Consider the following 14,471-nt stretch of genomic DNA (forward strand, 5'->3'; position numbering starts at 1 on the left):
GCCTGCGGCGAGCACCGCCGGCAGGCGGCGGGTGACGGGGGTGGCCATGGAGATCACCTCGATCGGGCGGCCACCCGCATCGGCGATCTCGGCCCGCAGTTCCTCGGTGTCGGCGTCTACGTGGGCGTCGATGCCCTTGACCAGGGCGTGGGTGATGCGCTCGCGGACCGGGAGAGATCGCCACTCGGCCGCTCCCTGGTCCTCGTCCTTGCCCGAGGCCTTGTTGAACCGTTCGGCGATCTCCAGCAGCCGTTCGGCCGCATCCTCGCGACGGTTCAGCACGACATCCTCGATGCGGTCCCGCAGCTCGGGGTCGATCGAGTCGTAGGGCACCAGCGCACCGGCGTTGACGATGCCCATGTCCAGGCCAGCTTTGATGGCGTGGTAGAGGAACACCGCGTGGATCGCCTCACGTACCGGGTTGTTGCCCCGGAACGAGAACGACACGTTGGAGATACCGCCGGACAGGTGCACCCCGGGCAGATTCTCCTTGATCCAGGCGCAGGCCTCGATGAAGTCGATCCCGTAGGTCGCATGCTCCTCGATACCGGTCGCCAGCGCGAAGCAGTTCGGGTCGAAGATGATGTCCTCGGGCGGGAAGCCGACCTCCTCGGTCAGGATCCGGTAGGCGCGCCCGCAGATCTCCTTGCGGCGCTCCAGGTTGTCGGCCTGCCCCTGTTCGTCGAAGGCCATCACCACGACCGCGGCCCCGTACTTGCGGCACAGCCGGGCCTCGCGGACGAACTTCTCCTCGCCCTCCTTCATGGAGATCGAGTTGACGATCGGCTTGCCCTGCACGTTCTTCAGGCCGGCCTCGATGACCTCCCACTTGGAGGAGTCGATCATCACCGGGACCCGGCTGATATCCGGCTCGGAGGCGATCAGCCTGGTGAACCGGTCCATCGCGGCGACGCCGTCGATCATCCCCTCGTCCATGTTGATGTCGATGACCTGCGCGCCGACCTCGACCTGCTGCAGCGCCACCGACAGCGCGGTGTCGTAGTCCTCGGCCTTGATCAGGTTGCGGAACCGGGCCGAGCCGGTGATGTTGGTGCGCTCACCGATGTTGACGAACAGGGAGTCCTCGGTGATGTTGAGCGGCTCCAGGCCCGACAGGCGGGTGGCCACCGGGATCTGCGGTACCTCACGCGGCGCCTTACCCTCGACGACCTTGGCGATCTTCGCGATGTGGGCCGGCGTCGTGCCGCAGCACCCACCGGCCAGGTTCAGCAGGCCGGCCTCGGCGAACTCGGCGATGTAGGAGGCCTGGCTGTCCGGGGACTCCTCGTACTCGGCGAAGGCGTTGGGCAGGCCCGCATTCGGATAGCACGAGACGAAGGTGTCGGCGATCCGCGACATCTCGGCGATGTAGGGCCTCATCTCCGGTGCGCCGAGCGCGCAGTTGAGGCCCACCGCGATCGGCTTGGCGTGCCTGACCGAATTCCAGAACGCCTCGGTGACCTGACCGGACAAGGTCCGTCCGGAAGCGTCGGTGATGGTGCCCGAGATGATCACCGGCCAGCGGCGCCCGCGGTCCTCGAACAGCGTCTCGATGGCGAACACCGCGGCCTTGGCGTTCAGCGTGTCGAAGATCGTCTCCACGAGGATGATGTCGGCGCCACCGTCGACCAGGCCGGTGGCGGCATCCAGATAGGCGGCGACCAGTTGGTCGTAGGAGACGTTTCGGGCCCCCGGATCGTTGACGTCCGGGGAGATCGACGCGGTCCGCGTCGTCGGCCCGAGGGTGCCTGCCACGTAACGGGGCCGCTCCGGGGTGCTGAACTCGTCGCAGGCCTTACGGGCCAGGGCCGCGCCCGCGTAGTTCAGCTCGTAGCTCAGCTCCTCCATCCCGTAGTCGGACAGCGAGACCGCGGTCCCGTTGAACGTGTTGGTCTCCAGGATGTCGGCACCCGCCTCGAGGTACTCGCGGTGGATGCCCTCGATGATCTGCGGCTGGGTCAGGTTGAGCAGATCGTTGTTGCCGACGAGATCGCTGGGCCAGTCTTTGAACCGCTCCCCGCGGTAGCCGGCCTCGTCCGGGCGGTCCCGCTGGATCGCGGTGCCCATCGCGCCGTCGATCACCATGATCCGCTGGTGCAGCGTGGCCGTCAGGTCGTCGGTGCAGTCGGGGCGGATATTCGGCTCCCCGATGGTCGACCCGGCGTTGTTGGCCCGTGGCGCGTTCACAGTGCACTCCTTCCGTAACGGAAGGCGTCCTTGTCTCTGCCGAGCGTGGCGGATACCGGCGGAACCAGGATCCGTTGCAACGCCTCTCGACCAGAAAAGTCTACGTCGTCACCCGATCGACGTCTGGACGCCCAACTCGTCGCCGCGACCGACCCGACCCGCTCGGCGATACCCGCCATTCGGCGGCGACTCGCGGATCGTGCCGTCAATGTCGTGGCCACCAAGGCTAACCGGATTGCCGCCGAACGTATTTCGTCTCGACGGCGCCGGCGCCCACGACCATACGCCGCGACCGGGTGTCGGGCCGGTCGGTGCCGTAAGCGGATTTGTCAGCGGCAGTCACATCAACAGGATAGCCCGTCTATCAAATAGCCGGTTGGGGCCCGAGGCGACCCGCCGCCACAACGGGCTCGTCGGTACCACCCAGGGCTTACGCTGACAGTGTGACGTCGTACCCGAACCATGGCCGGCCCTCCGACCTGCCTGAGCTGAAAGATGCCATCGTGGTGGCGGCTTTCGAGGGCTGGAACGATGCCGGCGATGCGGCCAGTGACGCGCTGGACCATCTGGACGCGATCTGGGAGGCCGAACCGATCGTCGAGATCGACGACGAGTCGTATTACGACTATCAGGTGAACCGGCCGGTGATCCGGCAACTCGACGGCGTGACCAGGGAGCTGGTGTGGCCGTCGATGCGGATCTCACACTGCCGCCCCCCGGGCAGCGACCGCGACATCGTGTTGATGCACGGCGTGGAGCCCAATATGCGGTGGCGGACGTTCTGCGCGGAACTGCTCGCGATCGCCGACAAGCTCGGCGTGCAGACCGTGATCATCCTGGGAGCGTTGCTGGCCGACACCCCGCACACCCGGCCCGTCCCGGTGTCGGGTGCGGCCTACTCGGCGGATTCGGCGAAGGTCTTCGGGCTGGAGGAGACCCGCTACGAGGGCCCGACCGGCATCGCCGGGGTGTTCCAGGACGCCTGTGTGCAGGCGGGCATCCCCGCGGTGACGTTCTGGGCGGCGGTACCGCACTACGTGTCGCAACCGCCCAATCCGAAGGCCACGGTGGCCCTGCTGCGCCGCGTGGAGGATGCCCTCGACATCGAGGTGCCGCTGGCCGATCTGCCCGCGGCGGCCGAGGAGTGGGAGCAGGCGGTCACCGAGATGACCACCGAGGACGAGGAGATCGCCGAATACGTGCAGTCGCTGGAGGAACGCGGCGACGCCGAGGTCGATATGAACGAGGCGCTCGGCAAGATCGACGGCGACGCGCTGGCCGCCGAGTTCGAGCGCTACCTGCGGCGAAGGGGCCGCTAGACGGCGCCGCTCGGCCTCAGGAGAACTTCTCGGTCCGTGAGCTGGTCGACCGGCCCAGGCCGGCGGCCTCGGCGTCCAGCCTTGGCAGCAGGTCGGGCGTGAACTTGCGGATATCGCGTTCTCCCAGCGGCGTGGCGACCACCGGCCGGATCCATCGGAACAACCCCACCCAGCCGGGGCAGTAGATCCGGCTCTTGCGGCCCTCGATGCCCTTGACGAAGGCCGCACCGCATCTGCCCACGGTGGTGGTCTGCTTGAGCGGGCCGGGCATCTTGGCCAGCATCTCGCGGAACGTGGACAGATCGGACTTGGCGTCCTGGACCAGCGGGGTGTCGATCCAGCTCATGTGCGCCGACCCGACATCGACACCGCGGTGGGCGACCTCAAGGCGCAGGGTGTTGGCGAAGTACTCGGCGCCGGCCTTGGACGCGTGGTAGGCGGCCAGGCCGGGTGCGGAGGTGAACGCCGCCAGCGAGGACACCACGAGCACATAGCCGCGCCGCTCGATGACCGAGGGCAGCGCGGCCCGCACGGTGTTGAACACCCCGGTCACGTTGATGTCGACGACCCGTTTGAACGCCTCGGGATCGACCTGGGCGACCGATCCGAAACTGGCGATGCCCGCATTGGCCATCACGATGTCGATGCCGCCGAACCGCTCGACGGCCGCGTCCACGGCCTTCTGCATGGCAGGCAGGTCGCGCACATCGGCGATGGCGGTCTGCACATGCTCGTCGCCGAGTTCGGCGGCCAGGGCGGCCAGCGGCGCCTCGTCGACGTCGGTGAGCACCAGTCTGGCGCCTTTCCCGCGCAGCCGCCGGGCCACTTCCTCGCCGACCCCGCGGGCGCCGCCGGTGATGAGGACGACCTTGCCGTGCACTGCGTGCTTGCTACCCATGGCGGCCTAACGTACCGCCGGACCGGCTACAGGTCCACACCCAGCAGCGCGTCGACCGCGGTCGCCACGGTCCGTGGCGCCTCGGTGTCATGCCCACCGTAGGTCAACGCGTCGGTTGTCCAACCATCCAGCGCGGCAAGAGCTTTCGGTGTGTCGAGATCGTCGGCCAGATACTGCCGCACCCGGGCCACCACATCGGTCGCGTCGGGGCCCGCCGGCAGCGCGGCCGCGCTGCGCCACCGGGCGAGCCGGGCCTCGGCCTCGTCGAGCACCTCGGCGCTCCAGGACCGGTCGGACCGGTAGTGTCCGGAGAACAACCCCAGGCGCACCGCCGACGGATCGACGCCGTCGGCGCGCAACCGCGACACCAGCACCAGATTCCCCCGGCTCTTGCTCATCTTGTGCCCGTCCCAGCCGATCATCCCGGCGTGCACGTAGTGCCGGGCGAATCGCCGCTCCCCCGTTGCGGATTCGGCGTGCGCCGCGGAGAACTCGTGGTGCGGGAAGATCAGGTCGCTGCCGCCCCCCTGAATGTCGAGGCCGGTCCCGATGCGGCTCTGCGCGATCGCCGAACACTCGACGTGCCACCCGGGCCTGCCCGGGCCGAACGGCGACGGCCAGCTCGGCTCGCCGGGCCGCTGGGCCCGCCACAACAGCGCATCGAGATCGTCGCCCTTACCGGCCCGGTCCGGATCGCCGCCCCGCTCACCGAACAACCGCAGCATGGTCTCGCGGTCGTAACCGGACTCGTAGCCGAACTGCACGGTGGCGTCGGCCCGGTAGTAGACGTCCGGATACTCGGGGTCGTCGATCACGTAGGCCGCGCCCGACGCCAGCAGTTTCTCGACGATCTCGACCACCTCGTCGATGGCGTCGGTGGCGGCCACGTAGTCGCGCGGCGGCAGCACCCGCAACGCGGCCATGTCCTCGCGGAACAACCGGGTTTCGCGGTCCCCCAGGTCACGCCAATCGATGCCGTCGCGTTTCGCCCGCTCGAACAGCGGGTCATCGACATCGGTGATGTTCTGCACATAGTGCACGCCGTGTCCGGCGTCCAGCCAGATCCGGTGCACCAGGTCGAAGGTGAGATAGGTCGCGGCGTGCCCGAGATGCGTGGCGTCGTACGGGGTGATGCCGCACACGTACATCGTGGCGGTCGGCCCCGGCGAGACCGGGCGGATCTGGCGGTCCGCGCTGTCGTAGAGCCGCAACTGCGGGCCCCGGCCGCCGAGCACCGGGATTGACGGTGCCGACCACGATTGCATGGCCTCGACTCTAAGGTGCTCGCTCAGGACGGCCTCCTACCGGTCGGTCCCGCACATCTCACGAAGACAGACAACGGCACGCCCGAATCCATTCCCCACGCGCCCTACGCTGCACCGATCGCGGCGAGCAGGGCGGGTGCCAGTTCGGCGCGGCACATCACAAAATCCGGCAGGTACGGGTCAGCGCGGTTGTAGACCAGCGGTGAGCCGTCCAGCCGCGACGCGTGCAGGCCGGCCGCGGTGACCACGCCCGCGGGCGCCGCCGAATCCCACTCCCATTGGCCGCCCGCGTGGATGTAGGCGTCGACGTCACCCCGCACCACCGCCATCGCCTTGGCGCCCGCCGAACCGATCCGGACCAGCCGGAAATCGAGGTGCTCACGCATCCGCCACAACACCGGGGGCGGCCGGTTGGCACTCGCGGTGATCAGGATCGGCCCGTCGCTCCGCGGCGGGGGCGGCGCGACGGTATCGCTGCGGTACACCTCGCCGCGGGCAGGCAGCGCCACCACGGCATCGGAGAGGCCGCCGTGAACCCCGGCCGAGCGCTGCCACAGCGCGATGTGCACGGCCCAGTCCTCGTGGCCCGGTAGGGAGAACTCCCTGGTGCCGTCGACCGGGTCGACGATCCACACCCGGTCGGCACCGACCCGGGCCGGGTTGTCGGCGGCCTCCTCGCTGAGCACGCAATCGGCGGGGCGGGCCCGCGCCAGCCGGTCCAGGATCAGGTCGTTCGACCGGCGGTCGCCCTCGTCGCCGAGGTAGTACGGATCGTAGAAGCCGATCTCCTCGCGCACACCCAGCAACAGTTCGCCGGCCTCCTCGGCCACCTCGGCAGCCAGGTCGGCGTCGGTCTGGGTCACCGGATCAGTATCGGTGGCGCGCCCACCGGGTGCCGGATCGGGGTTCGTCCTCAGAACGCCGGCCATGGGATCGGCCGGTGCCGGTCGGGAGTCGGCATCACCGGATTATCGAGCAGCGCAATGATTCTGGCTTCCAATGCGGCGATCTCATGGTCGGTGATGTGGTCGCCCAGCTGCTCGTCGAGGCGGGCGAACCCCTCATACAGCGCCCGCACGCCGGCCAGTGTCTCGCCGTCGACGGGCTTACCGGCCCAGCCCCACAGCACGGTGCGCAGCTTGTCCTCGGTGTGCAGGCTGACGCCGTGGTCGACACCGTAGACCTGCCCGTCGACACCGGCCAGGACGTGGCCGCCCTTGCGGTCGGCGTTGTTGATCAGCACGTCGAACACCGCCAGCCGGAACAACCGCGGGTCGTCGGCGTGCACCAGCGTCACCTCGTCGCCGTGGTAGTCGTAGGCCTGCAGGATCGGCAGGAACCCGGGCGGAACCCGACCGGCGGGCAACAGGTCAACCAGATCGGGACCGGTGGGCTCCTCGCTTTCCACCTCCGCGGTGTCCCCCGGCTGATCCACCCACTTCTGCACCATGCCGGAACCGGCGGGACCGTCACGAATGATGGTGTAGGGAACGACATTCCAGCCCAGCGCCGCCGAGACCAGATAGGCCGCCAGCTCCCGGCCGGCCAGGGTACCGTCCGGGAAGTCCCACAGCGGGGCCTCACCGCGCACCGGCTTGTACACGCAGTGCACCCGCCGACCGTCCAGGTGGGCCTCACACAGGAAGGTGGCGTTGCTGGCCGAGCGGATCCGTCCGATCACCGTCAGCTCGCCGCATCGCAACACCGTGCCGTCGTCGGACCCGCCGTCAACCGTCGGCGTCATCTTCGGTTCCGGCCACCTCGCCGCGCCGATAGCCGTTGGTGCGGACGCAGATGTGGCCGTCCGGGTCCAGCGGTTCATCGCACAGCGGACACGGCGGGCGGCCCGCCGAGATGACCCGGTTGGAGCGCGCAGCGAACTCCCTGGCGGACTCGGGCGTCAGGAACACCCGCACCGCGTCCGGGCCTTCCTCGGCGTCGTCGAGCACCACCGACGCGTCGAACTCGCCCTCGGACACCGCGAGCAGTTCGACGACGATCGTCTGGGCCTCGGAGTCCCAGCCCAGCCCCATCGTGCCGACCCGGAACTCGGCGTCGACCGGCGTGACCAGCGGCCGCAGATCGGTCACCTCGCCGGTATCGGGCGGGATCGGGGTGCCGAATCGGCGGTTCACCTCGACCAGCAGCGCGGAGATGCGTTCGGCCAGCACCGCGACCTGCTGCTTCTCCAGAATCACCGAGATCACCCGCTTATCGTGCACAGCTTGCAGGTAGAACGTTCGGTTACCGGGTTGGCCGACGGTCCCGGCCACAAAGCGGTCGGGCATGCGGAAAACGTGAATAGCGCGGGCCATGGCACCTTCCAAAATACCGGTATCGCCTACGGCGGGGTCAGTCGGTGGACCCGCCGACGACCGCGTCGGTGGCCGGTTTGGCGACCAGTCCCGCGCTCAACTGCGGACCCGTGTGGTTGGTATGGACGACGAACGGCCGCAGGTCGGTGTAACGGATCACACTCATCGACGCGGGATCGGCGGTGATGCGCTGGAACCCGTCCAGGTGCACGCCGAGCGCATCGGCCAGGACCGCCTTGATCACATCGCCGTGGGTACAGGCCACCCACAGCACATCACCCCCGTGCTCGGCGGCCAGCGCCCGGTCCCGTTCGCGCACCGCGGCCACGGCCCGCGCCTGCACGGCCGCCAGGCCTTCGCCGTCGGGGAACACCGCCGCGCTGGGCTGCTGCTGCACGACGCCCCACAGCGGCTCCTTGACCAGATCGCCGATCTTGCGCCCGGTCCAGTTGCCGTAGTCGACCTCGGTCAGCCGCTCGTCGACCACGGGTTGCAGGCCGAGCGCATCGGCCAGCGGTGCCACCGTCCGCTCACACCGCAGCAGCGGCGACCGCACGATCGCGCGGACCGGCAGGTCACCGATCCGCGCCACCACACCGGCGGCCTGCTCGACACCGCGCTCGTCGAGGTCGATCCCCTCGGACCGGCCGGCCAGGGTGTGGGCCGTGTTCGAAGTCGAGCGGCCGTGCCGCAACAAGATCAAGGTCATGAAACCGCCTTCACTGTGCCGACACCACGCCGGTGCCGAGCAGGGCGAGTACCACCGCGCCGAGCAGTACCCGGTATCCGACGAACCAGTACATGCTGTGCGATACCAGGAACCGCAGGAACCAGGCGATCGCGGCGAACCCGACGATAAATGCGATCACCGTCGCCACCAACAGCTGCGGCCCGCTGGCGCTCATCCCCTCCCCGACCGGATGGAACGCATCGGGCAGCGAGAACAATCCCGAGGCGAATACCGCGGGGATCGCCAGCAGGAAGCCGAACCGGGCCGCCAGCTCGCGATCCTGGCCCAGGAACAGCCCGGCGCTGATGGTGGCACCCGACCGCGATACGCCCGGCACCAGGGCCAGACACTGGGCCAGCCCGACCACGATGCTGTCCCGCCAGGTCAACTGCTCGACGCGGCGGGTCTGCCTGCCGAAGTATTCGGCCGCCGCGATGACGGCCGAGAACACGATGAGCGCCGAGGCGACCAGCCACAGGTTGCGGGCGCCGGTGCGGATCTCGTCCTTGAACAGCAGCCCGAACACCCCGATGGGGATGGTTCCGACGATGACGAACCAGCCCAGCCGGTAGTCGGCGTTGCGGCGGGCCTGGTCGAACAGGCCGGCGAACCAGGCCTGCACGATCCGGGCGATGTCCCTGGCGAAATAGACCAGCACGGCGGCCTCGGTGCCCAGCTGGGTGACCGCGGTGAACGACGCTCCGGCGTCGTCGTCGAAGAAGATCCGTGAGGTGATCGCCAGGTGTCCCGAGGACGAGACCGGCAGAAACTCGGTGAGCCCCTGCACAATCGACAGCACGATCACTTGGAGCCACGACATGGCAGGCAGGTCAATCACGTCGACGACCGTACCGTGAGGTCGGTGTCAGCGAGCTGTGCGCGGCACCGGCTGCGCGTCGGCGACCGCGTCGCGCACCGTGGCCGACAGGCTCCGCTCATCGGTGAGATCGATATCGGTCAACTTGCGGGTGGCGACGGCCACCACGTCCTCTTCGGCGGGCACCGGTCCGGACAGCCGTGGGCGGTACACCTCCACCATGAGCTGCATGTGCTCGATGTGGAACGAAAATGTCCGGCCGTCGCCAACCTGGCCAAATCCACTGGCGTGGACACCAGTGGAGATGTCCTCGATAGCAAACTCTCGGCCACCCAGGTAGCGGTCCGCGGCGAGGGTCATGGTCGAACCATACCTCCACTTATGGCGATCTGCTTGCATACGCGACTAAATCCCTGGCCAGGCCACGCATAGACTGGAAGACCGCTTTACCAAAAACGACCATTGCCGACCGAGAGACCTCCTTTGCGCCCAATCACTGCAGTTCAGCCGGTTCGCGCCAGCGTGGCTGCACTGGTCCTGCTGTTCGCGGCGGGCTGTACGTCGACCCCGGCCGACACGCCGCCGCCCACGATCGAGCCCGCACGGGCCGCGGTTTCTCCGCCCGCGACCGAGAAACCGGCCGGGCAGATCGTCCCGTTGGCCGGCGATGCGCAGGCCGCGATCTTCGACTCAGCAACGGCCACGCTGGCGGTGCTGGCCCCCGGGCCGCAGGGCCGGTCGACGGTGACGCTGCTGTCCGGTGCCGCCCGGCCGCGCACCGTTGAGCTGCCGTCGACCGCGACGGCGCTGACCGGGGACGGCAGGGGCGGGCTGCTGCTGTCGGCTCGCGGCGGCTACTTCCGGCTCGACATCGCCTCCGCGAAGGCCGCCAGGGTCGATGTGGACGGCGGGCAGCAGGTCGATTTCACCGCGGTCGCGCTGCGCGCCGACGGCAAACCCGTCCTCGGCAGCGCCGATGGCGCGGTGTACACGGTGGGCGCCGACGGCACCGTCGAAGCCGAATTGCAGAACTTCGCCCGCGTCGATGCGCTTGTCACCCAAGGCAATACCGCGGTGGTCCTGGACCGGGGCCAGACCTCGGTGACCGCGATCAACCCCAGCGGGACCAGGGCCGAACACGCGCTGCGGGCCGGTGAGGGCGCCACCACGATGGCCGCGGACCCGCAGGGCCGGGTGCTGGTGGCCGATACCCGCGGCGGCGCGCTGCTGGTCTTCGGTACCGGGCCGCTGATCCTGCGGCAGCGCTATCCGGTGCCCGCGGCGCCGTACGGCCTTGCCGGATCGTCCGGGCTGGCCTGGGTGTCACAGACCGCCGCCAACATCGTCATTGGTTACGATCTTGCCACCGGCATCCCCGTCGAGAAGGTGCGTTATCGAACCGTGCAGCAACCGAACTCCCTGGCCTACGACGACGCATCCGGCACGCTCTACGTGGTGTCCGGTTCGGGAGCGGGCGTGCAGACGATCGCCAACGCGGGCAGGCTGCCATGACCACCCTGCACCGCGGCCGGATGCCGCACGCCTGGCAGCAGGTGGTGGCCGAGGACCTCTCCGACGAGTACGACTGGATACCGCTGCGGCTGCCACCCGATGTCACCAGGATCAACGCCTCGATCCGGCTCTCCATCGAAGCCGAGTACCGCGGCTGGGAACTGACCAGGGTGCGCGCCTACACAGACGGGAGCCGACGGGTGCTGCTGCGCCGTAAGAAGAACGCCACCTCCACGCCGGGCACACCGGACCAGCCGGCCCTGTGATGTACCGCGCGCTGCGGCGGGCCATGTTCCTGGTGCCCCCGGAACGGATTCACGTGTGGATTTTCCGGGTGCTGCGGCTCGCGACGGCACCGGCGGCCACGCGCCGCGCCCTGTCCCGCTGGCTGGCACCAAGCGATCCGGTACTGGCCAGCACGGTGTTCGGCGTGCGCTTCCCCGGCCCGCTCGGACTGGCCGCCGGATTCGACAAGAACGGCGTCGGCCTGAACACCTGGGGCGCACTGGGATTCGGCTTCGCCGAGGTGGGCACCGTCACCGCGCGGGCCCAGCCCGGCAATCCGGCACCCCGGTTGTTCCGACTGCCCGACGACCATGCCCTGCTCAACCGGATGGGCTTCAACAACGAGGGGTCGGCCGCGCTGGCCGAGCGGCTGGCCCGGCACACCCCCGACGTGCCGATCGGGGTGAACATCGGCAAGAGCAAGCTCACCCCCGCCGACGACGCGCAGCGCGATTATGCCGAAAGCGCCCGGCTGCTGGGCGATCTGGCGGCCTTCGTGGTGGTCAACGTCAGCTCGCCCAACACGCCGGGGCTACGCGACCTGCAGGCGGTCGGCTCGCTGCGGCCGATCCTGGCCGCGGTCAGGGCCGAGACGACCAAACCGGTGCTGGTCAAGATCGCCCCCGACCTCTCGGATGCCGATATCGACGAGATCGCCGACCTGGCAGTGGAACTGGGGCTGGCCGGAATCGTGGCCACCAACACCACGGTGTCGCGGGACGGGCTGGTCACCCCGGGTGTGGCCGAGCTCGGACCGGGTGGGATCTCCGGACGGCCGGTGGCCCGGCGCTCGGTCGAAGTGCTGCAAAGGCTGTACCGCCGGGTCGGCGACCGGCTGGTGTTGATCAGCGCGGGCGGTATCGAGACCGCCGACGATGCCTGGGAGCGGATCGTCGGCGGCGCCTCGCTGCTACAGGGTTACACCGGATTCATCTACGGCGGAGGGATGTGGGCCAAGCGGATTCAGGACGGGATCGCCGAGCGGCTGCACGCCGGCGGGTTCGCGTCGCCGAGCGAGGCCGTCGGCTCCGCCACCAATCCTCGCGAGCAGACGTAAAACTGCCCAAATTCCGCGGAAAACAGGCAGTTTCGCGTCTGCTCGCGCAGGGAGGGTGAGCCTCCTACTTCTGCTCGTAGGTGCCGTGGATGACGGCCCGGGCGATGGCGTGGCCGAACAGGTTGAAGCCCAGATAGGCGGGGGTGGCGCCGTCGGGCAGGTCGAGGTTGTCCACATCCAGCGCGTGCACCGCGATGAAATACCGGTGCGGGCCGTGGCCGGCCGGCGGTGCCGCACCGATGAAACGCTTGGCACTCGCATCGTTGGCCAGGGTGACCGCGCCCCCCGGCAGCGGGCCGCCGTCACCGGCACCGGCCGCCAGCTCGGTCACCGAGACCGGCAGGTCGGCCACCGCCCAGTGCCAGAATCCCGATCCGGTCGGGGCGTCCGGGTCATACACCGTCACCGCGAAACTCCTGGTCTCGGCCGGGAACCCGGACCAGCTCAGCTGCGGTGACACGTCGGATCCGCCGGCGCCCATGATCCCGCTGACCTGGTCGTTGGCCAGCGGCCCGCCGTCGGTCACCGATTCGGACGTGAGGGTGAAGGTCGGCAGGTTCGGCAGATTGTCGTACGGCGTGCTCATATCGTCCCCTTCGTAGTGTCTTCAGCAGTGCTTGAGAAAGTGTTCCAGAACGTTCGTCCCGAACAGCAGGGCGTCCACCGGCACCCGCTCGTCCACACCGTGGAACAGCGCGGCGAAGTCCAGATCGGGCGGCAACCGCAACGGCGCGAAGCCGAAGCAGCGAATCCCCAACCGCTGGAACGACTTCGCGTCGGTTCCGCCCGACATCATGTAGGGCACGGTGCGGGCGTCGGGGTCCAGCGCCAGCAGCGCCGCGTTCATCGCGTCGACCAGATCGCCGTCGAACGTCGTCTCATAGGACGGCAGATCCCGCTCCCAGCTGCGGGTGACGCCGGGACCGATCAGCTCGTCGACCTGTCGCTCGAACTCGGCCTTTCGGCCGGGCAGCACCCGGCAGTCCACCATCGCCTCGGCGGTCGCCGGGATCACGTTGGCCTTGTAGCCGGCGTTGAGCATGGTCGGGTTGGCGGTGTCGCGCAGCGTGGCCGACACGATCCGGGCCACCGGGCCGAGCTTCTCGATGGCGACGTCGAGATCCGGGGAGTCCACGTCGAAGGTGTAGCCGGTCTCCTCGGCCACCGCGGCCAGGAACTGCTCCACCGCCGGGTTGAGCACCAGCGGGAACCGGTGCCGGCCCAGCCGGTCCACCGCACCCGCGATCGCGGTGACCGCGTTGTCGTCGTGCACCATCGAACCGTGCCCGGCCCGACCGCGCGCCGACAGCCGCATCCAGGCCAGACCTTTCTCGGCCGTCTCGATCAGGTACAGCCTGCGCTCGCCGCCGTCCTTGCGGGGCACGGTCAGGGAGAACCCGCCGACCTCGCCGATCGCCTCGGTCACCCCTTCGAACAGGTCGGGCCGGTTGTCGACCAGCCACTGGGCGCCGAAGGTTCCGCCATGCTCCTCATCGGCGACGAAGGCGAACACCAGATCACGCGGGGGCACGATGCCGGCCCGCTTGAAATGCCGGGCCACCGCAATCGTCATGCCGACCATGTCCTTCATGTCGACCGCGCCGCGGCCCCACACATAGCCGTCCTCGACCGCACCCGAGAACGGGTGCACGCTCCAGTCCGCGGGCTCGGCGGGCACCACGTCGAGGTGGCCGTGGATCATCAGGGCCCCTCGGGACGGGTCGGCCCCGGGCAGCCGGGCGAACACGTTGCCCCGGCCGGGCGCGCCGGACTCGACGTATTCGGTCTGGTAGCCGACTTCCTGCAGCTTCTCGGCCACCCACCGGGCACACTCGGCCTCGGGTTTGAGCGTGGCCGGATCACCGGTGTTGGAGGTATCGAACCTGATGAGCGCACTGACGAGGTCGACGACCTCATCGGTGGCGGCCGCGGGGAGGGTCACAGTCCCATTCGTACCACTGCCGTCGCCGTTGGGTGGGGCCGGCCGCGTCGGGTCCGGTTTGGGCCAACGCCACCCGATCCGATAGCCTTAGGCGCCCAACCCGCGAGGTTGGGCAGGTCCGAGTGGCGGAATGGCAGACGCGCT

The 14,471-nt window shown here is 69.1% G+C and carries 15 protein-coding genes; 4 read left to right on the forward strand and 11 right to left on the reverse strand.

Annotated elements, in window-relative coordinates; translation table 11 throughout:
* On the reverse strand, positions 1-2,187 hold a 2,187-nt coding region (gene metH, locus ACWDTP_RS31805), incomplete at its 3' end, for a methionine synthase (RefSeq protein WP_450027198.1).
* A gap of 443 nt (positions 2,188-2,630) precedes the next feature.
* Here metH and ACWDTP_RS31810 point away from each other — a divergent pair.
* Positions 2,631-3,506, forward strand: coding sequence for a PAC2 family protein (locus ACWDTP_RS31810; RefSeq protein ID WP_450027199.1), 876 nt, complete (start codon positions 2,631-2,633; stop codon positions 3,504-3,506).
* 16 nt (positions 3,507-3,522) lie between these two features.
* Here ACWDTP_RS31810 and ACWDTP_RS31815 read toward each other — a convergent pair whose 3' ends face one another.
* The 8 genes from ACWDTP_RS31815 to ACWDTP_RS31850 form a co-directional block, all read right to left on the reverse strand.
* Complete coding sequence (locus ACWDTP_RS31815; RefSeq protein ID WP_450027200.1) at positions 3,523-4,404, reverse strand: SDR family oxidoreductase; 882 nt, start codon at positions 4,402-4,404, stop codon at positions 3,523-3,525.
* A gap of 26 nt (positions 4,405-4,430) precedes the next feature.
* Positions 4,431-5,669, reverse strand: coding sequence for a cysteine--1-D-myo-inosityl 2-amino-2-deoxy-alpha-D-glucopyranoside ligase (gene mshC, locus ACWDTP_RS31820; RefSeq protein ID WP_450027201.1), 1,239 nt, complete (start codon positions 5,667-5,669; stop codon positions 4,431-4,433).
* 104 nt (positions 5,670-5,773) lie between these two features.
* The gene (locus ACWDTP_RS31825) at positions 5,774-6,532 is read right to left on the reverse strand and encodes a 3'(2'),5'-bisphosphate nucleotidase CysQ (protein WP_450027202.1); all 759 of its coding nucleotides are present in this window, start codon (positions 6,530-6,532) and stop codon (positions 5,774-5,776) included.
* 50 nt (positions 6,533-6,582) lie between these two features.
* Positions 6,583-7,413, reverse strand: coding sequence for an SCO1664 family protein (locus ACWDTP_RS31830; protein ID WP_450027203.1), 831 nt, complete (start codon positions 7,411-7,413; stop codon positions 6,583-6,585).
* A complete protein-coding gene (locus ACWDTP_RS31835; protein ID WP_450027204.1) occupies positions 7,397-7,984 on the reverse strand; it encodes a DUF3090 domain-containing protein in 588 nt (195 codons plus the stop codon). Before ACWDTP_RS31835 ends, ACWDTP_RS31830 begins: the two co-directional genes overlap by 17 nt.
* A 37-nt stretch (positions 7,985-8,021) precedes the next feature.
* Positions 8,022-8,693 carry a histidine phosphatase family protein gene (locus ACWDTP_RS31840; RefSeq protein ID WP_450027205.1) on the reverse strand — a complete coding sequence of 224 codons (672 nt, stop codon included), beginning with the start codon at positions 8,691-8,693 and terminating at the stop codon, positions 8,022-8,024.
* Positions 8,694-8,703: 10 nt separating this feature from the next.
* Positions 8,704-9,534, reverse strand: coding sequence for an undecaprenyl-diphosphate phosphatase (locus ACWDTP_RS31845; protein WP_450027212.1), 831 nt, complete (start codon positions 9,532-9,534; stop codon positions 8,704-8,706).
* 45 nt (positions 9,535-9,579) lie between these two features.
* Complete coding sequence (locus tag ACWDTP_RS31850) at positions 9,580-9,891, reverse strand: hypothetical protein (RefSeq protein WP_450027206.1); 312 nt, start codon at positions 9,889-9,891, stop codon at positions 9,580-9,582.
* Positions 9,892-10,053: 162 nt separating this feature from the next.
* On the opposite strand from ACWDTP_RS31850, the gene ACWDTP_RS31855 reads away from it, so the two are divergent.
* The 3 genes from ACWDTP_RS31855 to ACWDTP_RS31865 are packed head-to-tail and all read left to right on the forward strand — an operon-like array spanning position 10,054 to position 12,385.
* On the forward strand, positions 10,054-11,043 hold the full coding sequence (locus ACWDTP_RS31855; protein ID WP_450027207.1) for a YncE family protein: 990 nt from the start codon (positions 10,054-10,056) through the stop codon (positions 11,041-11,043).
* The gene (locus ACWDTP_RS31860) at positions 11,040-11,309 is read left to right on the forward strand and encodes a DUF5703 family protein (protein WP_450027208.1); all 270 of its coding nucleotides are present in this window, start codon (positions 11,040-11,042) and stop codon (positions 11,307-11,309) included. Before ACWDTP_RS31855 ends, ACWDTP_RS31860 begins: the two co-directional genes overlap by 4 nt.
* A complete protein-coding gene (locus tag ACWDTP_RS31865; RefSeq protein WP_450027209.1) occupies positions 11,309-12,385 on the forward strand; it encodes a quinone-dependent dihydroorotate dehydrogenase in 1,077 nt (358 codons plus the stop codon). The genes ACWDTP_RS31860 and ACWDTP_RS31865 overlap by 1 nt, the downstream gene beginning before the upstream one ends.
* A 64-nt stretch (positions 12,386-12,449) precedes the next feature.
* Here ACWDTP_RS31865 and ACWDTP_RS31870 read toward each other — a convergent pair whose 3' ends face one another.
* Together ACWDTP_RS31870 and ACWDTP_RS31875 are read right to left on the reverse strand one after the other, a co-directional pair.
* The gene (locus ACWDTP_RS31870) at positions 12,450-12,971 is read right to left on the reverse strand and encodes a YbhB/YbcL family Raf kinase inhibitor-like protein (RefSeq protein ID WP_450027210.1); all 522 of its coding nucleotides are present in this window, start codon (positions 12,969-12,971) and stop codon (positions 12,450-12,452) included.
* A gap of 21 nt (positions 12,972-12,992) precedes the next feature.
* The gene (locus ACWDTP_RS31875; protein ID WP_450027211.1) at positions 12,993-14,327 is read right to left on the reverse strand and encodes a M20/M25/M40 family metallo-hydrolase; all 1,335 of its coding nucleotides are present in this window, start codon (positions 14,325-14,327) and stop codon (positions 12,993-12,995) included.
* Positions 14,328-14,471: the final 144 nt, after the last annotated feature.

The sequence above is a fragment of the Mycobacterium sp. NPDC003449 genome (assembly GCF_053588415.1).